The sequence below is a fragment of the Streptomyces sp. NPDC058291 genome, assembly GCF_042880855.1.
Lineage (GTDB): Bacteria > Actinomycetota > Actinomycetes > Streptomycetales > Streptomycetaceae > Streptomyces.
The window spans coordinates 66797-92336 of record NZ_JBHVYK010000009.1 but is presented as its reverse complement, the minus strand read 5'-3'; the positions used below and the strand labels follow the sequence as shown (position 1 = coordinate 92336).

Genomic DNA, 25540 nt, shown 5'->3' with positions numbered 1-25540 from the left:
GATCCCCGGAACGGGCATGCGAAACTTTTCACATGAGTGCCGCCAGCCGCGCCCTTCCACGCTCGACCGCCCGGTTCCGTCCGCGCCGTGCCGCCCTGGCCACGGCCGCCGGCGGAGCCGTCGCCGCACTGCTGCTCTCCGCCTGCACCTCCGGAGGCGCCTCCGGAGGCGGCGGTGACACCAACTTCGTGATGGGCAAGGACGGCATCTCCACGGTCGAGCCGGGCAAGCGCGACGCGGTCCCCGACCTGTCCGGCAAGACCGTCGCCGGCGGGCAGCTCGACCTCAAGGACTACCAGGGCGAGATCGTCGTGCTGAACGTGTGGGGATCCTGGTGTTCCCCCTGCCGGGCCGAGGCGCCGAACTTCCAGAAGGTCTACACCGACCTCAAGGGACAGGGCGTCCGGTTCGTCGGCATCAACACCCTCGACACCAGCAACAAGAACGCGCTCGCCTTCGAGAAGCAGCAGGGCATCACCTACCCCAGCCTGTCCGACCCGAGGGGCAAGCTGCTGCTGCGGTTCAAGAAGGGCACGCTCAGCCTCCAGGCCATCCCGTCCACACTGGTCATAGACCGGAAGGGCAAGATCGCCGCACGGTCGCTGGCCGCGCTCAGCGAGGAGAAGCTGCGCAAGATGATCTCTCCCGTCCTCGCGGAGAAGTGACGTGAGCGCTCTCACCACGCTCGCCGCCACGGGCTACAACGACACCGTGCTCAACGGCGCGTTGCTGGTCGCGCTGCCCATCGCCCTGCTCGGCGGACTCGTCTCCTTCTTCTCGCCGTGCGTCCTTCCGCTCGTCCCCGGCTACCTCTCGTACGTCACCGGCGTCGCCGGCACCGACCTGGCCGACGCGCGCCGCGGGCGGATGGTCGCCGGGGCCTCGCTCTTCGTCCTCGGCTTCACCTTCGTCTTCGTCTCCAGCGGCGCCCTGTTCGGCTACTTCGGCGACACGCTGCGGGCCAACCAGGACGTCCTGTCCAAGGTGCTGGGCGTGCTCATGATCGCCATGGGCGCCTTCTTCATGGGCCTGATGCCCTGGATGACCCAGCGCGAGTTCCGCTTCCACAAGAGGCCCGTGACCGGGCTCGTCGGCGCCCCGCTGCTGGGCGCCCTGTTCGGCATCGGCTGGGTGCCGTGCATCGGCCCCACCCTCGCCTCCGTGCTGGCCCTCTCCTCCCAGCAGGGCAGCGCCGGCCGCGGAGCCCTGCTGACCGTCGCCTACTGCCTGGGTCTCGGCGTCCCGTTCGTGGTCGCCGCCGTCGCCTTCCGCAAGGCCCTCGGCGCCTTCGGCTGGGTCAAGCGGCACTACGTCTGGGTGATGCGGATCGGCGGCACCATGATGATCCTGACCGGCGTCCTGCTGCTGACCGGCGCGTGGGATCGTCTCGTGCAGGACGTGCAGTCCTGGTCCGCCGGTTTCGATGTGGGGATCTGATCCATGAGCAAGACCACGCCCAGCGTGCCGACCGGGGCCGCCGCCTCCGACGAGCAGGAGCTCGGCGCGGCCGGCTCCCAGCTGTCCACGGCCCCCGCCGACTCCCTCGCCACCGTCCCCGGCCTGGGCGTGATCGGCTGGACCCGCTGGTTCTGGCGGCAGCTCACCTCGATGCGGGTCGCGCTGCTGCTCCTGCTGCTGCTGGCGCTCGGCGCGATCCCCGGCTCGCTCATCCCGCAGTCCGGCACCGACGAGACCAAGGTCGCCGACTTCCGCGAGGCCCACGGGACGCTCGCGCCGGTCTACGACAGGCTCGGCCTCTTCCACGTCTACAGCTCGGTGTGGTTCTCCGCCGTCTACATCCTGCTGTTCGTCTCCCTCATCGGCTGCATCGTGCCCCGCACCTGGCAGTTCGTCGGCCAGCTGCGCAGCCGCCCGCCGGGTGCGCCGAGGCGTCTGACCCGGCTGCCCGCGTACACGACCTGGCGCACCGCGGCCGAGCCCGAGCAGGTCCGCGAGGCCGCGCTCGCCCTGCTGAAGAAGCGCCGCTTCCGCTCCCACGTCGCCGGGGACGCCGTCGCCGCCGAGAAGGGCTACGCCCGCGAGGTCGGCAACCTGGCCTTCCACATCGCGCTGATCGTGATGCTGGTCGCCTTCGCCTGGGGCCAGCTCTACAAGGCCGAGGGCAACAAGCTGGTCGTCGAGGGCAGCGGTTTCTCCAACACCCTCACCCAGTACAACGACTTCAAGTCCGGCAGCCTCTTCAGCACCGACGACCTGAACCCGTTCAGCTTCAGACTGGACAAGTTCACCGGCACGTACGAGACCTCGGGCCCCAACACGGGCACCCCACGCACCTACCAGGCCGCCCTCACCTACAGCGTGGGCGCCTACGGCAAGGACGAGAAGACCGTCGTCAAGGTCAACCACCCGCTGGAGATCGCCGACTCGAAGGTCTACCTCACCGCGCACGGCTACGCGCCCGTCATCACCGTCCGCGACGGCAAGGGGAACGTCGTCTACAGCGACGCCGTGCCGCTGCTGCCGCTCGACTCCAACGTCACCTCCACCGGCGTCGTCAAGGTCCTCGACGGCTACCGCGACCCCAAGGGCGTCGCCGAGCAGCTCGGCATCTCGGCGTTCTTCCTGCCGACCTACACCAAGGGCATGGAGACGGCGTCGACGTTCCCGGCGCTCGGCAACCCGGTGCTGAACCTGACGCCGTACCACGGTGATCTCGGCGTCGACTCGGGCATCCCGCAGAGCGTGTACCAGCTCGACAAGACCCATATGAAGGCGTTCAAGGACGCCAAGGGCGCGCAGTTGAGGGGCAACCTCAAGCCCGGCGAGACCATGACCCTGCCCGGTGGCGCCGGCACGGTCACCTACGAGGGCACCAAGCAGTGGGCGAACTTCCAGGTCACCCAGCAGCCCGCGAGCGGCTGGGCGCTCACCGGCGCCCTGGCCGCGATCTTCGGCCTGGCCGGCTCCCTGTTCATCCAGCGCCGCCGGGTGTGGGTGCGCGCGGTGAAGGGCGACGACGGGGTGACCGTCGTCGAGATGGCCGGCCTCGGCCGCAGCGAGTCCGCCAAGGTGCCCGAGGAGCTCGGCGAACTCGCCGGGATCCTCTACGACCAGGCTCCCGGGGCGGCCGACCCCGGCCCCTCGGATTCCCCCGACCCTTCCCCCGACCCCCAAGCCGTACCTGCCGAAGGGGCTGAGAAATGACTCTCGCCGCCGCAACCGAGCTGGCCACCGCCACCAACGAGCATCTCGCGAGCATCAGCAACACGCTGATCTACTCCTCGATGGCCGTCTACACCCTGGCCTTCTTCGCGTACATCGCCGAATGGCTCTTCGGCAGCCGCAGCAAGGTCGGCCGCACCGCCGCCGCGCTCACCGCCGAGGGGAAGGCCGCGACCAAGAGCCAGGGGCCCGCCGTCACCGTCAGGCGCGACGGCGCGACGGCCGTCCTGGAGCGGCCCCAGGTCGTCGTGCGCTCCGCGGCCGGTGCGCGTGACGTGCCCGACGGGCCGGGCGCGCACGGCGGCGACGAGCAGGGCGACATGTACGGCCGGATCGCCGTCTCGCTCACGGTGCTCGCGTTCCTGGTCGAGCTGACCGGCGTGGTCGCCCGCGCGGCCTCGGTGCAGCGCGCGCCGTGGGGCAACATGTACGAGTTCAACATCACCTTCTCCACGGTGGCCGTCGGCGTGTACCTCGGGCTGCTGGCGCTGCGCAAGAACGTGCGCTGGCTCGGCCTGTTCCTGATCACCACGGTCCTGCTGGACCTCGGCCTCGCGGTGACGGTCCTCTACACGGCGAGCGACCAGCTCGTCCCCGCCCTGCACTCGTACTGGCTGTACATCCACGTCTCCACCGCGATCTTCTGCGGCGCGGTGTTCTACGTCGGCGCGGTCGCCACGATCCTGTACCTGTTCAAGGACGCCTACGAGAACAAGCTCGCGACCGGCGGCAAGCCCGGCCGCTTCGCCAACTCGGTCCTGGACCGGCTGCCGGCCTCCGCCTCCCTCGACAAGTTCGCCTACCGCGTCAACGCGGCCGTGTTCCCGCTGTGGACGTTCACGATCATCGCGGGCGCGATCTGGGCGGGCGACGCGTGGGGCCGCTACTGGGGCTGGGACCCCAAGGAGACCTGGTCGTTCATCACCTGGGTCGCCTACGCCTGCTACCTGCACGCCCGCGCCACGGCCGGCTGGAAGGGCCGCAAGGCCGCCTACCTGGCTCTGATCGCCTTCGGCTGCTGGCTGTTCAACTACTACGGCGTCAACATCTTCGTCACCGGCAAGCACTCGTACGCGGGAGTCTGACCCGGACCCCACCCCCGCCCGCGCGACCGCCGTACGGACAGGTAGAAGGGCGTGGATGCGAACCCGAGTACCCCGAGCGCTCGGCGAACGCTGAGGAAACGCATCCGCGCGGGGGACCACGACGCCTTCGGCGAGCTCTTCGACGCCTACGCCCGCTCCGTCTACAACCACGCCTACCGGCTCACGGGGGAGTGGAGACGGGAGCCACCGTCGGCGTGCAGCTCCACGATCGTCACGGCGTTGTCGTACAGAAACGGGGCGGATCGGCGGGCATGCTTCGTCGGCGCAGGGCGTTGGCGTCAGCGCAGCCGGGACGACGACAGGATCGACAGCAGGTGAGCCGGGACCATCAGCCAGGTGACGACGGCGATGGCGGCCAGCGCCCAGCGGGTCGGGTCGACCGAGTCGGTGGCTGTGTCGGCGAAGGCCACGACGAGGAGGACCAAGGACGCCTCGATGCCGTTGGTCACCCGGTGGATCTTGAACGCGGCGGCCAGCCGGCGCACCGAGGCGACGCCCTGTGAGCGCGGCGCGGCGGCCTCGTCGTCGGCCACGGTCAGCCCGCGCCGGGCCCGCGCCACGTCCACCAGGTCGGTCGACGCCTTCAGCAGCACGACGCCGAGCGCGGTCGCCAGCCCGAGCGACACCCAGCCGTTGAAGCCCGCCCAGCCCCCGAGCCCGGACTCCGCGGCGCGGAAGCCGAAGCCGGTCATGAGCGCCGCGTCGGCGAGATACGCGCCGAGCCGGTCGACGTAGATGCCGGTCGCGCTGTTCTGGCCCTTCCAACGGGCCACCTCGCCGTCCACGCAGTCGAAGAGCAGGAACAACTGCATCAGGAGGGCGGCCAGCACGGCCCCGGTCAGGCCCGGGACCAGCAGCGCGGCTCCGGAGAGCACCCCGCACACCACCATCGTCCAGGTCAGCTGGTCCGGAGTGACCCGGGTGCGCACCAGCTGACGGGTGAACCGCAGGGAGACCCGCCGCATGTACAGCCGGCCCGCCCAGTGTTCGCCGTTGCGGCTCGCCAGCTTGGTCTGCGGCTGGCAGACCTCTCGCAGCTCCTCCAGTACCGGAGCAGCAACCATGAACGTTCCTCCCACGAGCCCCATGATGATCGGGCCAGGCTACAGAGCGCTCAAGTGGCCGTCGCGGCCGGGCGGTTGGCAGAGCGGGCACCCCGTTCGAGTGGTCCGTATTGCCCCGGGCCGCCGGTGACCGCAGCATGAGGCCATGGACCTTCTGGATCAGGCGACGGCGCGGACCTGGCTGGCCACCGCCGTCGCCGAAGCGCGGACCGGCCTCGCCGAGGGCGGCATCCCGATCGGCGCGGCCCTCTACGGCGCGGACGGCACGCTCCTCGGCCGCGGACACAACCGGCGCGTGCAGGACGACGACCCCGCCACGCACGCGGAGACCGCCGCGTTCCGCGCCGCGGGCCGGCAGCGCTCGTACCGCGGCACGACGATGGTCACGACCCTCTCGCCGTGCTGGTACTGCTCCGGGCTGGTGCGCCAGTTCGGCATCTCCCGGGTGGTGATCGGAGAGGCGGCCACCTTCCACGGCGGTCACCACTGGCTGGCGGAGTACGGCGTGCAGATCATGCTGCTCGACGACGCCGAGTGCGTCGCGATGATGCGCGAGTTCGTCCAGCAGAACCCGGCGCTGTGGAACGAGGACATCGCCGGATCCTCCGCTCCCTGACGGAAGGCGAGGCGGGACTCGTCACGGTGAGCCGAGCACCGCGTAGTCGGCGACGGTGCGGCGGTAGCGGGCATGCCCGGTCTGCCGGGTGTGCCCGCGCTGCCACTCCTCCACGTCGGCCGGACCCGGCCGCGCCCCGGACCCGGCCCGGCACTCGGTGCACGACGTCTCGTACTCCGCCCCGGCCGAGGCGTCCGGCACGAGCGCATACTCCCGCAGCCCCAACAGGGGTGCGTGATAGCGGAGTTGGTGACGGCGCAGCAGGACGTCCGCGTCGGTCTCGGCGCTGCCGTCGTGCCGGGCGCGGGCGTCGTCGCGCAGCGCGGCCAGATCGGCGCAGGCCGCGCAGTCCCGGACGGGGACGGGGGAGAGGGGCTCCGGCGCGCCCTGGAACGAGCGGGAGTTGGCGGCGCGGACGGCCGCGCTGAGGCGTTCGCCGGGAGTGGCCGGACGGAGCGACTCCGGGCGGGCCTCCCACTCCCGGCCGCCGCCGACCGGACGCAGCAGCGCGTACGGGCCCGCCTTCCCCTGGTACTCGCCGACGTTGTCCGAGGTGGGGTCGTAGACGACCGTTCCCGTTTCGAACTGGTTCTCGGTGCTTTCGGTCATGCCCGTCCGTGCCCTCTCCGTACCGACTTCGTGACTCTGGGTGTGTCGAGCGTCGCGTGCGGGCACGGTGCGTATCAATGTCCGGCGCGTGCCACTGCCGCCTGTCACGGAGGGGGTCGACCCATGACCACCAACGCCATGCTCTTCGGCGAACTGCTGCGGCACTACCGCGAGGGGGCGCTGCTGACCCAGGAGGCCCTGGCGAAGGCGATCCCGTGCGACCGGTCGTTGGTGGCCCGCGTGGAGTCGGGGACCCGGGTCCCGCAGGAGCCGTTCGCCAAGATGTGTGACGAAGTGCTCCGCACAGGCGGGGCGTTGACCCGGCTCTGGGGGCGCGTCGACTGGTACGCCCAAGTGGAGCATCCGGACTGGTTCAAGCGGCGGGCCGAGATGGACGCGGAGGCGGTCTCCCTCTGGGAGTACCAAGAGCGTGTGATGCCGGGCATGTTGCAGACACCGGACTACGCGCACGCTCTGTTCTCACGGGTCGCGAGCGGTCGTGAGGTCGAGGAGCGCGTTCGGGCTCGGCTGAGCCGACAGCAGCGGTTCCTGACCGAAGGCGGCCCGTTGTACGTCGTCGTCCTGGACGAGAGCTGCCTGCGCCACGTCGTGGGGAACGCAGCGATCATGCGGGACCAGTGCGCACACCTCTTGGAGGTCGGCCGACGCGCCAACATCCGTATCCAGGTGGCCCCGGCGGACTTCCCGGAACTCCTGCGCCCCAATGTGTCCATGTCGCTGATCGAGCTGCCCGACGGACATCGATGGGTGTACTCGGAGTCCGTGGACCATGGCCATTTCAACGACGATCCAACCGTCTTCACGGGCCATAGCCGCACCTATGATGTGCTCAGGGCGGACGCTCTGTCAGCCCGTGAGTCCGTCGTTCTGATCAGCGGCGCGATGGAGGGGTACGGGCATCATGAACAGGTACGAACTCGGCGCGGCGAACTGGATCAAAAGCAGCTACAGCGGCGAGAACGGCGGCAACTGCATCGAAGTCGCCACCGGGTTCGCTTCCGTCGTCCCCGTCCGTGACAGCAAAGCGGCCGACGGCCCGGTGATCGTCGTCGCGCGGAGCGCCTGGGCCGCGTTCGTGGACGCCGTCAGCCTTCCTTAGGCTCCTCGCCCGACTCGCGGCGCTTCAGCTCGTCCTCGCGGCGGCGCAGGTCGGCCTCCCAGTCCTTGAGGAGCTCCTCGTCCTTCTTGTTCTCCTTGCGCAGGGACGCGAGGAACTCGGGGTTGTCGTCGGGGGCGACGAACTCGGTGCGGTGGTTGCGGTGCCACTCCGACGGGGTGGCGCCGCCCGCCGTCGCATGCCGCGTCCTTCCCGCCACCAGCCAGGCGATCGGACCGACGAGCACCTCGCCGAAGAGGAGGATGATGATGACCCACACCACCTTCGGCAGCCCGCGCACCTCTTCCTCGGGCGTGTTCAGGCAGTCGATGAAGGCGTAGATCCACAGTGCCAGGACCAGCAGGAACGGCAGATACCTGAGCATGGTGGCGGGTTCTCCCAGAACGCGGCGAGGGGGCGCGGGACGGCCCCGGTGACGGGGTCAGGGTAGCGGGTGGCCGGCGTGCCATCCCGGGGGACGGCCCCGGCGCCCCGGCAGAAAGACAGGGGCGGGCGTCGGGCGGGAGCGGGCCCTCGGCGATACTGGGACACATGGCTTACGACGATCTTCGTTCCCTGCTCAGGGCACTGGAACGCGAAGGCGACCTCAAGCGCGTCAAGGCCGAGGTCGATCCGTATCTGGAGGTCGGTGAGATCGTCGACCGGGTCCAGAAGTCCGGGGGCCCGGCGCTGCTCTTCGAGAACGTGAAGGGCTCCAGCATGCCCCTCGCGATGAACGTCTTCGGCACCGACCGGCGGCTGCTGAAAGCCCTGGGGCTGAAGTCGTACGCGGAGATCAGCGACAGAATCGGCGGGCTGCTGCGGCCCGAGCTGCCGCAGGGGTTCGTCGGCGTGCGCGAGGCCTTCGGCAAGCTCGGCGCGATGACGCACGTCCCGCCGAAGAAGGTGAAGCCCCAGGACGCTCCCGTCCAGGAGGTCGTCCTGCACGGCGACGACGTCGACCTCGACGCCCTGCCCGCCCTCTTCACCTGGCCGCAGGACGGCGGCTCCTTCTTCAACCTGGGCCTGACGCACACCAAGGACCCCGAGAGCGGCGTCCGCAACCTCGGTCTGTACCGCCTCCAGCGCCACGACAAGCGCACGATCGGCATGCACTGGCAGATCCACAAGGACAGCCGCAACCACTACCAGGTGGCCGCGCGCAAGGGCGAGAAGCTGCCCGTCGCGATCGCCTTCGGCTGCCCGCCCGCCGTGACGTACGCCTCCACCGCGCCGCTGCCCGGCGACATCGACGAGTACCTGTTCGCCGGGTTCCTCGCGGGCAGGCGGATCGAGATGGTCGACTGCAAGACGGTGCCGCTTCAGGTGCCGGCGCAGGCGGAGGTCGTCATCGAGGGCTGGCTGGAGCCGGGCGAGATGCTCCCGGAGGGCCCCTTCGGCGACCACACCGGCTTCTACACGCCGCAGGAGCCGTTCCCCGCGCTGAAGATCGACTGCGTGACGATGCGGAAGCGGCCGCTGCTGCAGTCGATCGTGGTGGGCCGGCCCCCGACGGAGGACGGTCCGCTCGGCCGGGCCACGGAGCGCTTCTTCCTGCCCCTGCTCAAGATCATCGTCCCGGACATCGTGGACTACCACCTGCCCGAGGCCGGCGGTTTCCACAACTGTGCGATCGTCTCGATCGACAAGAAGTATCCCAAGCACGCACAGAAGGTCATGCACGCCGTCTGGGGCGCGCACATGATGTCGCTGACCAAGCTGATCGTGGTCGTCGACGCCGACTGCGACGTCCACGACCTGCACGAGGTCGCCTGGCGGGCGCTCGGCAACACCGACTACGCCCGTGACCTGTCGATCGTCGAAGGTCCCGTCGACCACCTCGACCACGCCTCCTACCAGCAGTTCTGGGGTGGCAAGGCGGGCATCGACGCGACGAGGAAGTGGCCCGAGGAGGGGTACACGCGGGACGGCGGCTGGCCGGAGATGGTGCTGCCCGACCCGGAGACGGCGGCGAAGGTCGACCGCCGCTGGAAGGAGTACGGGCTGTGAGCTCCGCATCCGCAGCACTTCCGCAGCAGCCGGGGCGCACGAAGGCCTTCCTGCGCCTGGTGATGATCGAGCACTCCGTGTTCGCGCTGCCCTTCGCCTACATCGCCGCCCTCACGGCGATGTTCGAGCTGGACGGCAACATCCACTGGGCCAGACTGCTGCTGGTCACCGTCTGCATGGTGGGCCTGCGCACCTTCGCCATGGCGGTCAACCGGATCATCGACCGCGAGATCGACGCCCGCAACCCGCGCACCGCGCACCGCGAGCTGGTGACGGGTGCGATGTCGGTGAAGCACGCCTGGACCGGCGCGCTGGTCGCCGTCGCCGTGTTCCTCGGCTCGGCGGCGCTGCTCAACCCGCTCTGCCTCGCCCTGGCCCCCGTCGCGGTGATCCCGATGGTGGTCTACCCCTACGGCAAGCGGTTCACGAACTTCCCGCAGGCCATCCTGGGTGTGGCCCAGGCGATGGGCCCGATCGGCGGCTGGCTGGCGATCACCGGCGAGTGGTCCTGGGACGCGGTCATCCTCGGGCTGGCCGTCGGCGTCTGGATCGGCGGCTTCGACCTGATCTACGCCTGCCAGGACGTCGAGACCGACCGCGAGATCGGCGTCATGTCGGTGCCGGCCCGCTTCGGCGTCCCGGCGGCGATCCGGGGCGCGCGCGTCTGCCACGCCGTCACGACCGCGCTGTTCGTCTGGTACGCGCTGGCCACCGGCGCCGGCGCGTTCTTCTGGCTGGGGCTGCTGATCGTCGCGGGCGCGTTCGTGTACGAGCACTCGATCGTGCGCCCCCACGACCTGTCCCGGCTGAACAGGGCGTTCTTCTCGACCAACGGGTTCATCGGCATCAGCCTGTTCGTCTGCGCGCTCGTCGACCTGCTGGTGCGGGGGCTCACGGTGTAGTCCGGTCCTGAAGACCTCCGTGCCCACCGGTACGCTCAAGGTGTGAACGCAGGAGAAACGCAGCGCGTGCCTTGGATCGTGGGGGTGTCCGGGGCGTCCGGGACGCCCTATGCCGCCGCCGTGCTGCGGGCGCTGCTCGCCGGGGGCGAGAGCGTCGACCTGGTGGTCAGCCGGGCCTCGCGGCTCACTCTGCTCGACGAGACCGGGATCTCCTTCCGGGACGCGCACTGGCGGGACGACCTGCGGGAATGGCTCGGGCGCGGAGCCGACGGCAAACCGGACGCGTTCGACGTCGACGTCAGCGGCGACCGGGTGCGCCACTGGGCCGCGGGGGATCTCGCCGCCGGCCCCTCCTCGGGGTCGTATCCCGTGAAGGGGATGCTGATCGTGCCCGCCTCGACCGCCTGTGTCGCCGGGGTCGCCCTCGGGCTGTCGAAGGACCTGCTCCAGCGGGCCGCGAGCGTCACGCTCAAGGAACGGCGGCCCCTGGTCGTGGCCGTCCGCGAGACCCCGCTGAACGGGCAGACCCTGCGCCATCTGGTCGCGCTGGACGACGCCGGCGCGAGCGTCGTGCCCGCCTCCCCCGCCTTCTACGCGGGCGCCACGCACATCCAGGACCTGGTCGACTTCGTCGCCGGGCGCGTTCTCGACGCGGCGGGGGCCGCGCACGGGCTCTACCGCCGGTGGGACGGCGAGCTGGGCGGCGCGTCAGGAACGCGGGCGACCTGAGGGCCGTCCGTACACGTGGCAGTGCTTCGCAGTACCCGCAGGACCTCTCATCTCTTCAGGATTCTTCACCGGAAGGCTTCGATTCGCATGGACGCGGTGGACAGGCAGCTCATCCAGGCCCTGAGGGAGAACGGCCGGGCCTCCTACGCGGAGCTGGGACGCCTCGTCGGTCTGTCGGGACCCAGCGTCACCGACCGCATCAACCGGCTGGAGGCGGCCGGCGTCATCACCGGCTACCGGGCCACGGTGAACGCCGCCCAGCTCGGCCTCGGCGTCATCGCCCTCATCGGCATCTCGCTCTCCGACGCCGCCGACCACGAGGACGTGGCGGCCCGGCTCAAGGACCTGAGCGAGATCGAGGACTGCTGGTTCATCGCCGGCGACGACTCGTTCATGCTCAAGGTGCGGGCGACGGACGTCGACGGTCTGGAGAAGATCATCCGTCGGCTCAGCGGCACCAAGGGCGTCTCCCGGACCCGTACCACCATCGTGCTCTCCACCAAGTGGGAGAACCGCGTCGGGGAGCTGCCGGAAGAGGTGTAGCCGCGGGGACGTACGGTTGGTCGGGTCGGTCGGCGGGGGAAGCCGGCGGGCAGTCGTCGGTATCGGTAGTCGTCGGTAGGTCGTCGGTGAAAGGTGTGGGCATGGACGTCGGGCTCAAGCGCGAGCTGGAGGAGAAGGTCAGGGCCGGTGAGCGGCTGACCCGTGAGGACGGCGTCGCGCTGTACGAGTCGGACGACCTGGCCTGGCTGGGCGGTCTCGCGCACGAGGTGCGCACCCGCAAGAACGGCGACGTCGTGCACTTCAACGTCAACCGCCACCTCAACATGACGAACGTGTGCACCGCGTCCTGCGCGTACTGCTCCTTCCAGCGCAAGCCGGGGGAGAAGGACGCGTACACCATGCGCATCGAGGAGGCGGTGAAGCTCGCCAAGGCGATGGAGGGCGAGAACCTCACCGAGCTGCACATCGTCAACGGCCTGCACCCGAACCTGCCGTGGCGCTACTACCCGCGCTCCCTGCGCGAGCTGAAGGCGGCCCTGCCGGACGTCTCGCTGAAGGCGTTCACGGCGACGGAGATCCACCACTTCGAGACCATCAGCGGGCTCACCGCCTCCGAGATCCTGGACGAGCTGATCGACGCGGGCCTGGAGTCGCTGACCGGCGGCGGCGCGGAGATCTTCGACTGGGAGGTCCGGCAGCACATCGTGGACCACCGCACGCACTGGGAGGACTGGTCGCGGATCCACCGGCTGGCGCACGAGAAGGGGCTCAAGACGCCGGCCACGATGCTCTACGGCCACATCGAGGAACCCCGCCACCGCGTCGACCACGTGCTGCGGCTGCGCGAGCTCCAGGACGAGACGAACGGCTTCCAGGTCTTCATCCCGCTGCGCTACCAGCACGACTTCGTGGACGTGAAGGACGGCAAGGTCAGGAACCGGCTCCAGGCGCGCACCCGGATGGCGACCGGCGCGGAGGCCCTGAAGACGTTCGCCGTCTCGCGGCTGCTCTTCGACAACGTCCCGCACGTGAAGGTCTTCTGGGTGATGCACGGCGTCCAGACCGCGCAGCTGGCCCTGCAGCACGGCGCTGACGACATGGACGGCTCGGTCGTCGAGTACAAGATCACGCATGACGCCGACAACTACGGCACGCCGAACAAGCTGACCCGCGAGGACCTGCTGGACCTCATCCGCGACGCCGGCTTCCGGCCGGTGGAGCGCAACACGCGGTACGAGATCATCCGCGAGTACGACGGTCCGGACCCGGCCCGCCGCGAGTCGCCGCAGCCCATGCGGGTGTGACGGACCTCGCCCCAGGGGCCCGCCGGAAAGCTCTGCTCACGACGCTGTCGGTCGTCGAAAGCTCTGCTTCCCGGCGGGCCCCTGCCGTCGGTCGGCGGCCGTCCGCCACCCGTCTCGGCCGGTGGAAAGCGGGATACCCGTCACCCATGGCTGTCGCGAAGGCCCCCGAGGACGCGTACACCGCCGAGCCCTTCGCGACGGCCGGGAAGGCCCTCCTCGGGTCCTCGTTCCGGGTCGGTCAGGTGCGGGGCGCGGTGCTGGAGGAGGAGATCAACGGCCGGCCGCACCGGCTGCTGTCGACCGTCCACCCGGCCTCGGTGCTGCGCGCCGACGACCGCGAGGACGCCTACAAGGGATTCGTCCAGGATCCGGAAATCGCCGCGCGCCTCCTGGCGTAAGGGTTAACATCACCATGTGTCCCTTACCTTTACTCTCGATCCCACCGTCGGCCCGGCCCTGCGCGACGGCATCCTCGACCTGTGGACGGACGTCTCCAACGCGGGCGGAGCCGTCGGCTTCGTGGGGTCCGTGGACCGGGAGACCGTCCGCCCGGAGCTGGTCAAGCACCTCGTCGCGATGGCCGAGGGCCGGCACCGGCTGCTCGTCGGCCAGGACGCGGCCGGCGAGGTGGCCGCGACGGCGTTCTTCTCCTTCAACGCGCACCGCCTGCAGAAGCACTGGGTGTGGCTGTACACGGTGATGGTGCACCCCCGCCACCAGGGCCGGGGCTACGGCCGCGAGCTGCTGGCGGCCGCCGCCGACGCCGCCCGCGGCTTCGACGACATCGAGGCGATCCGCCTCTCCTGCCGCGGCGGACTCGGCCTGGAGCGCTTCTACGGCTCCTGCGGCTACAAGGAGGTCGGCCGGATCCCCGGAGCCATCCGGGTCGCCCCCGGCGACGACCGCGACGACGTCATCATGCTGCTCCCGCTGCACTGACCCCCTGCACCGACCCCCTGAGCCGCCCCCGCGGACGCGTGCGGGGGCGGCTGCGGGATCGGCGGCCGGGCGTGCTTCACTGGACGACGGCCCCTTTTGGAATCGGAAGAGTGGATTGACATGCTCCGCTACACACTGATGCGCCTCGGTGTCTTCGCCGGCTGCTTCGTGGTCGTCTGGGGTCTCGTCTACTCGGGCGTCGTCCCGCGCGGGCTCGGTGACTCCAACCTCATGTGGATCCTGCTGCTCTCGCTGGTGATCTCCGCGCCGATCAGCTTCGTGGTGCTGCGCAAGGAGCGCGACCGCGCCTCGGTGCACGTCGTGCGCCGCGTCGACCGCATGAAGGCGAACCTGGACGCCAACCGGTCCCAGGAGGACGCCATGGTCGACGAGGCCGCCCATCCCCAGGGCCGGGCGCAGACCTCCTGACGCTCCCGGGGCCCGGCGCGCCCCGCCCTGGCTACCCTGTGCCCATGGGTGCCGTGAAGACCAAGCGAATGCCGCGTGCGGTCCGTGAGCAGCAGATGCTGGACGCCGCCGTGGAGACCTTCGGTCGCCGCGGGTACATGGCCGCGTCGATGGACGAGATCGCCGAACTCGCGGGCGTGTCCAAGCCGTTGGTGTACCTGTACCTCAACTCCAAGGAAGACCTCTTCACCGCCTGCATCCGGCGCGAAGCCGCGGCGCTCGTCGCGGCGGTCCGGACCGGCGTCCGCACGGACCTGCCCGCGGACCGCCAACTCTGGGACGGACTGCGGGCGTTCTTCGCGCACACCGCTCAACACCCGCACGCCTGGTCCGTCCTGCACCTCCAGGCCCGCACCCACGGCGAGCCCTTCGCCGCCGAGGTCACGGCGATGCGCGAGGAGATCGTCGCGTTCGTCACGCAGCTGATCGTGGTCGCTGCCAGGGAGGCCCTCCCCCACCCTCGACTTCGCTCGTGCGGGGGGACCCCCATCGACCCCGACCTCCCCGAACGCGAGGTGGCCGGGCTCGCCGAGGCCCTGGTCGGGGCCGCCGAGTCCCTCGCCGCCTGGGCCAACGCGACGGCCGGCGTCACCTCCCGTCAGGCCGCGGCCACCCTGATGAACTTCGCCTGGGCGGGGCTGGGCGCCCTCATGGAAGGGCGGCCCTGGGCCCCGCCGGAGGACTGAGCCGGGAACGACGTCCCGGGGCGCAGGCTGCGGACCCGGGGCGGCTCAGGGGCCCGCGGGCGCGGTGAGGGGGTCCACCCGGCCGCTCACGTGGAGGCGGCCCGCCTCTCCCGTGCCGCGCAGCTCGAAACGGCTGCCGTCCGCCGCGAAGGCGACCGTGCCCGGCAGCAGCACCGGAGCCCGGAACTCCGCACCGACCCGCACCGCCTGGGGCACGCCATGGGCGGCGAGGCAGCGGGCCACGGTCCACATGCCGTGGGCGATGGCCCGCGGAAAGCCGAAGAGGCGGGCGGTGAGCGGATGCAGATGGATCGGATTGCGGTCGCCGGACGCCGCGCCGTAGCGCCGGCCGACGTCGGCGGCGAGCCGCCACTCGTCGAGCACGGGCAGCGGACCCGGCCAGACCTCACCGCCGGCGGTCCGGGACCGGCCGGTGGCCGGCTCCGTCGGTCCGGCGGCGGCCGCGTGCCGTCCGGCGGCGGGCGCGGACTGATCCGTGGGGGAAGCGGCCCGGTCCGTGAGGGAAGCGGCCCGGTCAGGGAGGGGGCCGGTCCGGTCCGTGGGGGAAGCGGCCCGGTCCGTGGGGGAACCGGTCCGGTCCGTGGGGGAAGCGGCCCGGTCAGGGAGGGGGCCGGACTGTCGTGCGGGCCGCCCGGTTTCCTCGACGGAGGGCTCGGGCCCCGTGCGGTGCCGGGCCAGATAGGTGCTCGTCGACTCCCACACGAGCGTGCCGCGCTCGCGCAGCTCCGTCATGACGACCGCCTCCGTCCCCTTCCGGTGCGGCGTCAACCGGTCCACGTACACGGCCAGTTCGTACTCGCCCGTGGCCGCGAGGGCCGTGTGGCGGGTGATCTCGATCGACGTGTGGACCAGGCCCAGCAGCGGGAGGGGGAAGTCCCGGCCGCTCATGAGGCGCATGGCCAGCGGGAAGCCCAGGACATGGGGATAGGTGAGCGGCAGCGCGTCCTCACCGGTGGGGAAGGCGCACACCCGCTCGTAGGCGGCGAGCCGGGTCAGGTCCACCCGCAGCCCCGGCAGCACCAGCCGCTCGCCCGCGCCGGGGAGGGCGAGGCCCGGGCGGGGCCGCTTGAGGGGGGAGCGCAACGCCCCGAGGGCGAGCAGCGGGCCGAGGGCCGGAGCGGAGGCCAGGGTGGTGCGCCCGGGGGACCGGGTCGGCGGGATCAGCGGAGGCGGCGTGGTCATCACGCCCCCAGCAGGCTCTGGCCGCACACCCGCACGACCTGTCCGTTCACCGCACCGGATGCGGGGTGCGCGAGCCACGCGGTCGTCTCGGCGACGTCGACGGGCAGTCCGCCCTGGGCCAGGGAGTTCATCCGGCGGCCCGCCTCGCGGATGAACAGGGGCACCGCGGCCGTCATCTTCGTCTCGATGAAGCCCGGCGCGACCGCGTTCACGGTGACCCCGTGCTCCGCGAGGGCGCGCGGCGCGAGGGAGCGGACCAGTCCGGCGATCCCCGCCTTGCTCGCGCCGTAGTTGGTCTGCCCGGCGTTGCCCGCGAGCCCGGCGATGGAGGCGGTGGCCACGATCCGCCCGCCGCGGCGCAGGGTGCCCTTGGCGAGCAGCGCGTCCGTGGTGCGCAGCACGCTCGCCAGATTGACGTCGAGCACCGAACTCCAGCGCTCGGCGGACATGTTGACCAGCCGCCGGTCCCTGGTGATCCCCGCGTTGTGGATCAACACGTCGATTCCGTCGGGGAGTTCGGCGGCGATCCGTTCGCCCGCGTCGGCGGCGGTGATGTCGAGGGCGAGGGCGCTTCCGCCCAGTCGCCCGGCGACCCGCCGGGCGTCGTCCTCGGCCTGCGGCACGTCCAGCACGACGACGCGGGCCCCGTCGCGCGCCAGCGTCCGGGCGACCGCCTCGCCGATGCCGCGCGCGCCGCCGGTGACGAGCGCGGTGCGGCCGGCCAGCGGGAGCGACCAGTCGGCGGGGGCCCCGGACGCCTCGGCCGTCACCGTGATCACCTGCCCGCTGACGTACGCGGACCTGGGCGAGAGGAGGAAGCGCAGCGTGGACTCGGCGGCGGCCGCGTCGGTCAGCCGGAGCAGGTTGACGGTCCTGCCGCGTCCGATCTCCTTGCCGAGGGAGCGCGCGAATCCCTCCAGGGCCTGCTGCGCCGCCGCCCGGTGATGGTCGGCCCCGGCTTCCAGGGGTGAGCCGAGCACCACGATCCGTCCGCTCGCGGCGACCGACCGCACGACCGGATGCAGGGCCGCGTGCACCTCGGCGAGCGAGTCGACGTCGTGGACGCCGGTGGCGTCGAGGACGACGGCCGCGTTCCCACCGGCGTCCGCGGGGCGGGCGGCGGGGTCGGCCGGCGGGAGCCCGGTGCGGGCGAGGACCGGCGCGAGGTCGCGGACCGCGGTCTCACCGGCCGTAAGGTGAAGCAAGTCGCCGGGGAGACAGGGCTGTTCGGGCGACCAGCGCCTGAGCGCCGCCGGTTGCGGAAGGCCCAGTCGCCGGGTGAGGAACCGGCCGGGGGCGGTGGCGGTGAAGCTCAGATAGCGGTCGGCCATGTTCGTCTCGTCTCCCACGGGCTTGACGCACAGGATAATTTGCTTACTCCCGAGTAAGGTTACCGGGGGTAAGTCTAGGTCAAGGGTGAGGAGCAGGTCGAGATGAGTACCTCGGAGCCGTCGAAGGTGACCTATCTGCGAGGGGCCCGCAAAGAGCCCCTGGAGCCCCCGCGCGCCCGGCGCGTGGCGATCGTGGGCGGCTCGCGCATCCCCTTCGCCCGCTCGGACGGCCCCTACGCCACCGCCTCCAACCAGGACATGCTGACGGCGGCCGTGAACGGGCTGGTGAACCGGTACGCGCTCGACGTGCCCGGCGTGGTGGGCGAGTTCGTCGCCGGGGCCGTCCTCAAGCACAGCCGGGACTTCAACCTGGCCCGCGAGACCGTCCTCGGCTCCAGGCTCGACGCCCGCACCCCCGCCTACGACGTCCAGCAGGCCTGCGGCACCGGCCTGCAGGCCGTGATCGCCGCCGCCAACAAGATCGCCCTCGGTCAGACCGAGTCCGCGATCGCGGGCGGCGCGGACACCGCGAGCGACGCCCCCCTCGGCGTCGACGACCGGCTGCGCCGCATCCTCCTGGAGGCCCGCCGGGCGAAGTCGATCGGAGACCGCCTCAAGGCGCTGGCGCAATTCCGCCCAGCCCAGCTGGTCCCGGAGATCCCGCGCAACGCCGAACCGCGCACCGGCCTGTCCATGGGCGAGCACGCGGCGGTCACGGCCCGCGCCTGGGGCGTCGGACGCGAGGCCCAGGACGAACTGGCGGTCACCAGCCACCAGCGGCTCGCCGCCGCGTACGAGCGCGGCTTCTTCGGCGACCTGGTGGTCCCCTTCCGCGACCTGACCCGCGACCAGAACCTGCGCCCCGACTCCACGGTCGAGAAACTGGCCCGCCTGAAGCCGGTGTTCGGGACCGACGGCCCCGAGCCGACCATGACGGCGGGCAACTCGACGCCGCTGACGGACGGTTCGGCGGTCATCCTGCTCGCCTCCGAGGCGTGGGCCGAAGCGCGCGGCCTGGAGCCGCTCGCCTACCTGGCGGCGTACGAGACGGCGGCGGTCGACTTCGTGCGCGGCGATGCGGCCGGGGGCGAGGACGGCCTGCTGATGGCCCCCGCCTACGCGGTCCCGCGCATGCTGGAGCGGGCCGGCCTGGGCATCGAGGACTTCGACCTGGTCGAGGTGCACGAGGCGTTCGCCTCCCAGGTGCTGGCCACCCTCGCGGCCTGGGAGAAGCAGGGTCTCGCCCCGGTGGACCGGGACCGGCTGAACGTGGCCGGTTCCTCCCTCGCCACCGGCCACCCCTTCGCGGCCACCGGAGCACGCATCGTGGCGACGCTCGCCAAGCTCCTCGCCGAGCGGAGCGGCCCCGCGCGGGGGCTGATCTCGATCTGCGCGGCGGGCGGACAGGGCGTCACCGCGATCCTGGAACGAACGTGAGCGCCCCTCACACACCCTCCGAGGTTGCACAGCCCTGACCCCGGAACATCCCGGAACACGCACAAGCCCCACACCTGAAAGCCGTACGATCCCCTACCCAACCGGCGGTAACCCTGGTCTTAGCGGGCATCCCGGTTGAACGCGTCGGTGCGCGAAGCACGTACGTCATGCAGCAAGCAGTTTCGTCGCTGCACGCCCAGGGAGCCGCCCGTGTCCACCCCCTCCTCAGCCGCCGGCTCGGCCTACGCCGACGTCGACGCTCCTCCCGTCCTCGTGGAACCCGAGACCCGCCGACTGGACGGCGCGGTACGGGAGGCGTCCGTGCCGGCCCTCGCGCGCCCGGTCGCCTACGGCTCGCTCGCCGACCTGCCCTACGACAACGCGGCCGCCGCCCCGGAGACGGTGGTCCTCAGCCGCAAGGGTCCGGACGGCGCATGGACGGACATCACGGCGGAACGCTTCGCCGCCCAGGTCCACGCGGTGGCCAAGGGGCTGGTGGCGGAGGGGCTGGCCCCCGGCGACCGGCTCGCCATCATGGCCCGCACGACCTACGAGTGGACGCTGCTCGACTTCGCCGCCTGGGCGGCCGGTCTGGTCACCGTCCCCATCTACCCGACGTCCTCGGCCTTCCAGACCCGCTGGATCCTCCACGACTCCGGCGCGGTCGCGCTGGTCACCGAGACGAGCGGCCAGGCCGCCGCCCTGGGCCCCGAACTCGACCGGCTGCCCGACCTGCACCACCTGTGGGTCATGGACAAGGGGCACGTGGACCGGCTGATCGAGGCGGGCGAGCGGGTCCCGGACTCCGAGGTCGAGATCCGCCGGGGCATGCTGGTCCCCGACACGCTCGCCACCCTCGTCTACACCTCCGGCACCACCGGCCGCCCCAAGGGCTGCGCGCTCACCCACGGCAACTTCTTCGCCGAGGTCGACAACGCGATCGAACTGCTCTACCCGGTCTTCAAGTCGAAGGACGACGAGCTCTCCGTCCTGCTCTTCCTCCCCATGTCCCACGTCTTCGGCCGGATGGTCGCGATCGCGTGCGTCCGGGCGCGCGTCCGCCTCGGCCACGCCCCGAGCATCAAGTCCGAGGACCTCCTGCCGGATCTGGCGGCCTTCAGACCCACCTGCCTGCTGGCCATCCCGTACATGCTGGAGAAGGTCTTCAACTCGGCCCGCGCGAAGGCGGAGGCGAGCGGCCGGCTGTCGTCCTTCGACCGCGCGGTCGGCGTGGCCCGCCGCTACGGCGAGGCGGTCGAGGCGCACAAGACCGGGGCCGGATCCGGGCCGGGAGCCACGCTGCGGGCGGCCCGCACCCTGTACGACCCGCTCGTCTACCGCCGCATCCGCAACGCCATGGGCGGCCGGGTGCGCCACGCCATCTGCGGCGGCTCCCCGCTGGGCCGCCGCCTCTCCTCGTTCTACCTGGGCGCGGGCATCGAGATCTACGAGGGCTACGGCCTCACCGAGACGACCGCCGCGACCACCGTGACGCCCCCGATGAAGCCCCGTCTCGGCACGGTGGGCTGGCCCCTGCCCGGCACCAGGATCCGCATCGCGGCTGACGGCGAGATCCTGGTCGCCGGCGAGCACGTCCTGCGCGGCTACTGGGACCCGGCCGCCGGGGGAGTGGTCCCCGCGGCCCCCGACGGCTGGCTGGCCACCGGTGACCTCGGCGAGCTGGACGACGAGGGCTATCTGACGATCACCGGCCGCAAGAAGGAGATGATCATCACGGCGGGCGGCAAGAGCGTCGCCCCCGCACCCCTGGAGAACTGGCTGCGCTCGCACCCCCTGATCTCCCAGGCCATGGTCCTCGGCGACGGCCGCCCCTACGTCACCGCCCTGCTCACCCTCGACCCCGACGGCCTCACCCACTGGCGTCAGATGCACGGCAAGCACCCGGTCCCCGCGGAGCTGCTGATCGACGACGCGGAGCTGAACGCCGTCCTCCAGCGCGCGGTCGACGAGGCGAACAAGCTGGTCTCCCGCCCCGAGTCGATCCGCCGCTTCGCCGTCCTGCCCACGGACTTCTCCGAGAGCGCCGGCCACCTCACCCCGTCGATGAAACTCCGCCGAGAGGCGGTCATGCGGGACTTCGCCGACCAGGTGGAGGATCTCTACGCGCGGTAACCCGGTGGCCGGGAGACGGCACGGTGGGCGAGGATGCGGCGCGTGAACGGCATCGAGTTCTTCCACCACCCCTCGCAGCAGTCTCCCGCCGACCTGCTCTGGGGCATCCACGTCGACGGGCTCGACCTGCGCGCCCGCACGGCCTGGGCGACGCGCGAGCTGTGGCGACCGGAACTGGACGACCAGTTCGCCGACCAGGAACGCGAGTCGGCCGACCTGATCTGGAACGGCCACGCCGGCCTTTCCGTAGGGGATTTCGCCCACCTCCACGACCACTTCCTGAGCGACTCCGACTCCGACTCCGACGCCGACGCGCCCGTCCCGCTCCTCGGCTGCCCCTGCGGCCTCTGGTTCTGCTGGCCCCTCATGGCCCGGGTCACCCCGGCCCCGACGACGGTCGTCTGGTCCTCCTTCCGCTACCCGGAGCGCGAGCACTGGGGAGACCTCCCGCTCGGCCCGTTCACCTTCGACCGAGCGGCGTACGAAACGGCGCTGAGGTCCCCGAAGACCCTCACGAAAGACCCCCTGGGCCCGGCCCCCGCGGGACTGGGGGTGTGAGGGCCCGGAGCGCGGGGCCGATATCGGGCGTCCCTTGTCAGCGCCGCTTCCACGAGCCGGTCGCCGGCCTCGGCGAAGGTCGGAGTCGGTGAACGTGTTCACCCTTCTGGGCGATCAGGAAGGCCTGCGGGGTCGGCTCGTGGAGGGCGGGGTCTGCCTCCCGGACCGTGCGGGAGAGGACCGGCAGGCCGGCCGCCGTCAGCAGGCGCGCCATGCGCTCCGGGCGGCGGCGCTCGAAGTCGAGGGTGACCGGGTGGCCCCAGGGGCGGTCGTGGCGGCGTGGCTCGTCGCCGACCTGGAAGGCCAGCAGGAGATGGCCGCCGGGGGCCAGGACGCGGTGGAACTCGGCGAACAGGGCAGGCAGTTCGTCCAGCGGGGTGTGGATGGACGAGTAGAAGGAGACGACTCCGGCCAGGGCCTCGTCGGGGAAGTCCAGTTGGAGCATCGAGCCCTGTTCGAAGCGGATGCCCGGGTTCTCGCGCCGGGCGATCGTCAGCATCGACTCCGACAGGTCGAGCCCGGACACGTCGAGTCCCAGCGAGGCGAGCCGCCCGGTCGTCCGGCCGGGGCCGCACCCCAGGTCGGCCACCCGGCCGCCCGTGCCGACGAGTTCGGCGTACGCGGCGAGGAGGGCCCGCTCCAGCGGCCGGGAGGCGAGATCGTCGCTGAAGCGCTCGGCGTAGTCCTCGGCCACGGCGTCGTAGAAGGCCCGGGTGGCGGTCAGGAAACCGGGTTCGGCGGGGACGGCGGCGGCGGGCGCCGTAGGGCCGTCGGCTCTGGGCGGGACGGGAGAGGGGGGCGTCGCGGTGTCGTCGGTCATGGGCGAGGAGCCTAGGAGGTCCCACCGACAGCGGGATCCGCTACCGGCCACCCCGGGGGTGCGCGGAGCCCCCGGTCCGCGCGCAAAGGCAGGAGCCCCGTGCCGAAAGGCACAGGGCTCCTTGGGTACTGCTCTCAGAGACTTGCGATCTCAGGGTGTGAAGATCAGACGGGGGTGACGTTCTCCGCCTGCGGACCCTTCGGGCCCTGCGTCACGTCGAAGGAGACCTGCTGGTTCTCCTCGAGCGAACGGAAACCCTGCGCGTTGATCGCGGAGTAGTGGACGAAGACGTCGGGGCCGCCGCCTTCCTGGGCGATAAAGCCAAAGCCCTTTTCGGCGTTGAACCACTTCACGGTTCCGGTAGCCATAAGCCCTCCTTGGGCCCAAAGGGTTGCCCTGCTCCAGAACCCTGCAAGCGTGAAAGCAAGTGCCGCACAACTGCATACGTCTGAAAACGACGAGAGCCCGCGGTTACATGCTCCGCAGGCTCTGTACTGCAAGGGAAACCAAACTGCAACTTGCGGCGAGCCTAGCACGCGGGCAGCCGAAAGCAATAGAGGTCAAGATCACGTCACCCGGATGTTTGAAGATCCCTGAAAGGGGTTGACTCGGGGGCGGAGTCCCGAGCATACGCGAAGGGGTCTAGCCTCGCGATGTGGACAATTCTCGCACCCGGCCGCGCGTCGGCCACATCCAGTTCCTCAACTGCCTGCCCCTCTACTGGGGGCTCGCGAGAACCGGCACCCTCCTGGACTTCGAGCTGACCAAGGACACCCCGGAGAAGCTCAGCGAGCGGCTGGTGCGCGGCGAGCTCGACATCGGGCCCGTCACCCTCGTCGAGTTCCTCAAGAACGCCGACGACCTGGTCGCCTTCCCCGACATCGCCGTCGGCTGCGACGGCCCGGTGATGTCCTGCGTGATCGTCAGCCAGGTCCCGCTGGAGGAGCTGGACGGCGCGCGAGTCGCCCTCGGTTCCACCTCCCGCACCTCCGTGCGCCTGGCCCAGCTCCTGCTGGCCGACCGGTACGGCGTCCGGCCCGAGTACTACACGTGTCCGCCCGACCTCAGCCTGATGATGCAGGAGGCCGAGGCGGCCGTTCTCATCGGCGACGCCGCGCTGCGGGCCAACCTGCTCGACGGACCCCGCTTCGGCCTGGAGGTCCACGACCTCGGCGCGCTCTGGAAGGAGTGGACCGGCCTGCCCTTCGTCTTCGCCGTGTGGGCGGCCCGGCGCGAGTACCTGGAGCGCGAGCCCGTCATCACCCGCCAGGTCCACCAGGCCTTCCTCGACTCCCGCAACCTCTCCCTGGACGAGGTCGGCAAGGTCGCGGAGCAGGCGGCCCGCTGGGAGGAGTTCGACGAGCAGGTCCTGGAGCAGTACTTCACCACCCTGGACTTCCGCTTCGGCCCGGCCCAGCTGGCGGCCGTGACCGAGTTCGCCCGCCGCGTCGGCCCCACGACGGGATTCCCCGCGGACGTCAAGGTGGAACTGCTCCAGCCCCGTTCTGCGTAATCTGCTGCACAGCCCGGGAAGCCCGGGAAGGCCCGGACACCGGCTGCGAGTGGCGGACCACGAGCGGCGGGTCTCGGGCCGCAGGGTCTCGGGCCGCGGGGGCTCGAGACCAGGTCTCGGGTCCGGGTCTCGGGTCCGGGTCGCGGGTCCGGGTCGCGGGTCCTTACGGGGGAGGGGCGGACGCCCATGCAGCCGCTGGCAGAAGACGAACCCACGACCGTGGGTCCCTACCGGCTGCTCGGCCGGCTCGGCTCCGGTGGGATGGGCCGGGTCTACCTCGGCCGCAGCGCCGGCGGCCGCACGGTCGCCGTCAAGATCGTGCACCCGCACCTCGCGCTCGACGAGGAGTTCCGCGCCCGCTTCCGGCGTGAGGTCGAGGCCGCGAGACGGGTCGGCGGGGCCTGGACCGCGCCGGTCCTGGACGCCGACCCGGAAGCCGCGGTGCCCTGGGTCGCCACCGGGTACGCGGCCGGCCCCTCCCTGGCCGCGGCGGTCGCCTCCGGCGGCGGGCCGCTGCCCGCACACTCGGTGCACGTGCTGGGCGCCGGTCTGGCGGAGGCACTGGCGACCGTGCACGCCCTGGGCCTGGTGCACCGGGACGTGAAGCCGTCCAACGTGCTGCTGACCGTCGACGGCCCGCTGCTCATCGACTTCGGCATCGCCCGCGCGATCGACGGCACGGCCTCCCTCACCTCGACCGGCGTCTCGGTCGGCTCGCCCGGTTACATGGCCCCCGAGCAGATCCTCGGCCGGGGCGCGTCCGGCGCGGCCGACGTCTTCTCCCTGGGCGCGGTCCTGGCGTACGCGGCGACGGGGCGGGCGCCGTTCCCGGGCGACTCCTCGGCCGCCCTGCTCTACCGCGTCGTCCACGAGGCGCCGGAGCTGGGGGACCCGGAGGGCGCCCTGCGGGGCGAACTGCGGTCGGTGGTCGAGGCCTGCCTCGCCAAGGACCCGACCGTGCGGCCGGCCCCCGCCGAAGTGGCCGCGCGCCTCGCTCCCGAGGGCGCCACCCGGCTCGTGGCCTCCGGCTGGCTGCCGGGCCCTCTCGTGGCACAGGTGAGCCGCAGCGCCGTCCACCTCCTCAACCTGGAGGGAACGGGAACGGGAACGGGAACGGTGAAGGGGAGGGGAGCGGGGGCGGTGACCGGCCCGGGCCCCGGTGCGGGTTCGGGCGCCGGCGCCGACGGGGGAGCGCGGGCGGGTGGCGGGGCGAGTCCGTCGGCGTCCGGGCCGGTGGCGTTCAGCAGCCCCGCGGTGTGGCCGGGCGAGGCGGCAGGCGCGGGGACCGAGCGGTCGGGGCCCGTGGCC

27 protein-coding genes and 2 pseudogenes are annotated in these 25540 nt (G+C 71.5%); 22 read left to right on the top strand and 7 right to left on the bottom strand.

Going from position 1 to position 25540, the window contains the following annotated elements:
- The first annotated feature begins 32 nt into the window (after window positions 1-32).
- From ACFVYK_RS06985 to ACFVYK_RS06965, 5 genes and pseudogenes are all read left to right on the top strand, one after another.
- Window positions 33-665, top strand: coding sequence for a TlpA family protein disulfide reductase (locus tag ACFVYK_RS06985; protein ID WP_389769537.1), 633 nt, complete (start codon window positions 33-35; stop codon window positions 663-665).
- 1 nt (window position 666) lies between these two features.
- Window positions 667-1437 (top strand): cytochrome c biogenesis CcdA family protein, encoded by a 771-nt coding sequence (locus tag ACFVYK_RS06980; protein ID WP_389769534.1) that lies wholly within the window; start codon window positions 667-669, stop codon window positions 1435-1437.
- Window positions 1438-1440: 3 nt separating this feature from the next.
- Window positions 1441-3165, top strand: coding sequence for a cytochrome c biogenesis protein ResB (locus ACFVYK_RS06975; RefSeq protein WP_389769531.1), 1725 nt, complete (start codon window positions 1441-1443; stop codon window positions 3163-3165).
- Complete coding sequence (gene ccsB, locus ACFVYK_RS06970; RefSeq protein ID WP_389769528.1) at window positions 3162-4268, top strand: c-type cytochrome biogenesis protein CcsB; 1107 nt, start codon at window positions 3162-3164, stop codon at window positions 4266-4268. Before ACFVYK_RS06975 ends, ccsB begins: the two co-directional genes overlap by 4 nt.
- Before the next feature lie 90 nt (window positions 4269-4358).
- Window positions 4359-4463: pseudogene (locus ACFVYK_RS06965) on the top strand (RNA polymerase subunit sigma-70); the annotation flags it as partial.
- A gap of 104 nt (window positions 4464-4567) precedes the next feature.
- Here ACFVYK_RS06965 and ACFVYK_RS06960 read toward each other — a convergent pair.
- A complete protein-coding gene (locus ACFVYK_RS06960) occupies window positions 4568-5353 on the bottom strand; it encodes a CDP-alcohol phosphatidyltransferase family protein (RefSeq protein ID WP_389769525.1) in 786 nt (261 codons plus the stop codon).
- Between the two features lie 145 nt (window positions 5354-5498).
- Here ACFVYK_RS06960 and ACFVYK_RS06955 point away from each other — a divergent pair, with 145 nt between their 5' ends.
- Complete coding sequence (locus ACFVYK_RS06955; protein WP_389769522.1) at window positions 5499-5969, top strand: nucleoside deaminase; 471 nt, start codon at window positions 5499-5501, stop codon at window positions 5967-5969.
- A gap of 21 nt (window positions 5970-5990) precedes the next feature.
- Here ACFVYK_RS06955 and ACFVYK_RS06950 read toward each other — a convergent pair whose 3' ends face one another.
- Window positions 5991-6578: a hypothetical protein gene (locus tag ACFVYK_RS06950; RefSeq protein WP_389769519.1), complete on the bottom strand. Its 588-nt coding sequence runs from the start codon at window positions 6576-6578 to the stop codon at window positions 5991-5993.
- A gap of 123 nt (window positions 6579-6701) precedes the next feature.
- Between ACFVYK_RS06950 and ACFVYK_RS06945 the strand changes: the two genes are divergently transcribed.
- Window positions 6702-7616, top strand: coding sequence for a Scr1 family TA system antitoxin-like transcriptional regulator (locus tag ACFVYK_RS06945; RefSeq protein WP_389769516.1), 915 nt, complete (start codon window positions 6702-6704; stop codon window positions 7614-7616).
- The gene (locus tag ACFVYK_RS06940) at window positions 7573-7698 is read left to right on the top strand and encodes a DUF397 domain-containing protein (protein ID WP_389769653.1); all 126 of its coding nucleotides are present in this window, start codon (window positions 7573-7575) and stop codon (window positions 7696-7698) included. Before ACFVYK_RS06945 ends, ACFVYK_RS06940 begins: the two co-directional genes overlap by 44 nt.
- Here ACFVYK_RS06940 and ACFVYK_RS06935 read toward each other — a convergent pair.
- Entirely contained in the window at window positions 7685-8080 is a 396-nt protein-coding gene (locus ACFVYK_RS06935; protein ID WP_389769513.1) for a PLD nuclease N-terminal domain-containing protein, read from the bottom strand. The genes ACFVYK_RS06940 and ACFVYK_RS06935 overlap by 14 nt on opposite strands.
- A 167-nt stretch (window positions 8081-8247) precedes the next feature.
- Here ACFVYK_RS06935 and ACFVYK_RS06930 point away from each other — a divergent pair, with 167 nt between their 5' ends.
- The 9 genes and pseudogenes from ACFVYK_RS06930 to ACFVYK_RS06890 all read left to right on the top strand — a co-directional run bounded on the left by ACFVYK_RS06930 (window position 8248) and on the right by ACFVYK_RS06890 (window position 15237).
- On the top strand, window positions 8248-9705 hold the full coding sequence (locus ACFVYK_RS06930) for a menaquinone biosynthesis decarboxylase (RefSeq protein WP_389769510.1): 1458 nt from the start codon (window positions 8248-8250) through the stop codon (window positions 9703-9705).
- Window positions 9702-10607, top strand: a complete 906-nt coding sequence (gene mqnP / locus ACFVYK_RS06925) for a menaquinone biosynthesis prenyltransferase MqnP (protein WP_389769507.1) — start codon at window positions 9702-9704, stop codon at window positions 10605-10607. The genes ACFVYK_RS06930 and mqnP overlap by 4 nt, the downstream gene beginning before the upstream one ends.
- 66 nt (window positions 10608-10673) lie before the next feature.
- Complete coding sequence (locus ACFVYK_RS06920) at window positions 10674-11336, top strand: UbiX family flavin prenyltransferase (protein ID WP_389769650.1); 663 nt, start codon at window positions 10674-10676, stop codon at window positions 11334-11336.
- 87 nt (window positions 11337-11423) lie between these two features.
- A complete protein-coding gene (locus ACFVYK_RS06915) occupies window positions 11424-11879 on the top strand; it encodes an Lrp/AsnC family transcriptional regulator (RefSeq protein ID WP_057583651.1) in 456 nt (151 codons plus the stop codon).
- A gap of 101 nt (window positions 11880-11980) precedes the next feature.
- On the top strand, window positions 11981-13144 hold the full coding sequence (gene mqnE / locus ACFVYK_RS06910; protein ID WP_389769504.1) for an aminofutalosine synthase MqnE: 1164 nt from the start codon (window positions 11981-11983) through the stop codon (window positions 13142-13144).
- Between the two features lie 194 nt (window positions 13145-13338).
- Window positions 13339-13542: pseudogene (locus tag ACFVYK_RS06905) on the top strand (uracil-DNA glycosylase); the annotation flags it as partial.
- Between the two features lie 16 nt (window positions 13543-13558).
- Complete coding sequence (locus ACFVYK_RS06900; RefSeq protein ID WP_389769502.1) at window positions 13559-14083, top strand: GNAT family N-acetyltransferase; 525 nt, start codon at window positions 13559-13561, stop codon at window positions 14081-14083.
- A 120-nt stretch (window positions 14084-14203) separates the two neighbouring features.
- Window positions 14204-14512, top strand: a complete 309-nt coding sequence (locus tag ACFVYK_RS06895) for a DUF4229 domain-containing protein (RefSeq protein ID WP_389769500.1) — start codon at window positions 14204-14206, stop codon at window positions 14510-14512.
- 44 nt (window positions 14513-14556) lie between these two features.
- Window positions 14557-15237 (top strand): TetR/AcrR family transcriptional regulator, encoded by a 681-nt coding sequence (locus tag ACFVYK_RS06890; RefSeq protein WP_389769497.1) that lies wholly within the window; start codon window positions 14557-14559, stop codon window positions 15235-15237.
- Window positions 15238-15282: 45 nt separating this feature from the next.
- Here the strand turns inward: ACFVYK_RS06890 and ACFVYK_RS06885 are convergent, their stop codons facing one another.
- The gene (locus ACFVYK_RS06885) at window positions 15283-16440 is read right to left on the bottom strand and encodes a MaoC family dehydratase (protein WP_389769494.1); all 1158 of its coding nucleotides are present in this window, start codon (window positions 16438-16440) and stop codon (window positions 15283-15285) included.
- Window positions 16440-17771, bottom strand: coding sequence for a 3-oxoacyl-ACP reductase (locus ACFVYK_RS06880; protein ID WP_389769648.1), 1332 nt, complete (start codon window positions 17769-17771; stop codon window positions 16440-16442). Before ACFVYK_RS06880 ends, ACFVYK_RS06885 begins: the two co-directional genes overlap by 1 nt.
- A 102-nt stretch (window positions 17772-17873) precedes the next feature.
- Here ACFVYK_RS06880 and ACFVYK_RS06875 point away from each other — a divergent pair, with 102 nt between their 5' ends.
- From ACFVYK_RS06875 to ACFVYK_RS06865, 3 genes are all read left to right on the top strand, one after another.
- Window positions 17874-19208 carry an acetyl-CoA C-acetyltransferase gene (locus tag ACFVYK_RS06875; protein WP_389769492.1) on the top strand — a complete coding sequence of 445 codons (1335 nt, stop codon included), beginning with the start codon at window positions 17874-17876 and terminating at the stop codon, window positions 19206-19208.
- A gap of 210 nt (window positions 19209-19418) precedes the next feature.
- On the top strand, window positions 19419-21341 hold the full coding sequence (locus ACFVYK_RS06870) for an AMP-dependent synthetase/ligase (RefSeq protein WP_389769489.1): 1923 nt from the start codon (window positions 19419-19421) through the stop codon (window positions 21339-21341).
- Window positions 21342-21383: 42 nt separating this feature from the next.
- Entirely contained in the window at window positions 21384-21899 is a 516-nt protein-coding gene (locus ACFVYK_RS06865) for a hypothetical protein (RefSeq protein WP_389769487.1), read from the top strand.
- A 37-nt stretch (window positions 21900-21936) separates the two neighbouring features.
- Here the strand turns inward: ACFVYK_RS06865 and ACFVYK_RS06860 are convergent, their stop codons facing one another.
- Window positions 21937-22719 carry a class I SAM-dependent DNA methyltransferase gene (locus ACFVYK_RS06860; RefSeq protein WP_389769485.1) on the bottom strand — a complete coding sequence of 261 codons (783 nt, stop codon included), beginning with the start codon at window positions 22717-22719 and terminating at the stop codon, window positions 21937-21939.
- 164 nt (window positions 22720-22883) lie between these two features.
- Window positions 22884-23087 (bottom strand): cold-shock protein, encoded by a 204-nt coding sequence (locus ACFVYK_RS06855; protein WP_003974443.1) that lies wholly within the window; start codon window positions 23085-23087, stop codon window positions 22884-22886.
- Between the two features lie 287 nt (window positions 23088-23374).
- On the opposite strand from ACFVYK_RS06855, the gene ACFVYK_RS06850 reads away from it, so the two are divergent.
- Both ACFVYK_RS06850 and ACFVYK_RS06845 read left to right on the top strand, forming a co-directional pair.
- Window positions 23375-24232, top strand: a complete 858-nt coding sequence (locus ACFVYK_RS06850; RefSeq protein ID WP_389769482.1) for a menaquinone biosynthetic enzyme MqnA/MqnD family protein — start codon at window positions 23375-23377, stop codon at window positions 24230-24232.
- 186 nt (window positions 24233-24418) lie between these two features.
- The coding region (locus ACFVYK_RS06845; RefSeq protein ID WP_389769480.1) for a serine/threonine-protein kinase at window positions 24419-25540 on the top strand (1122 nt) is incomplete at its 3' end.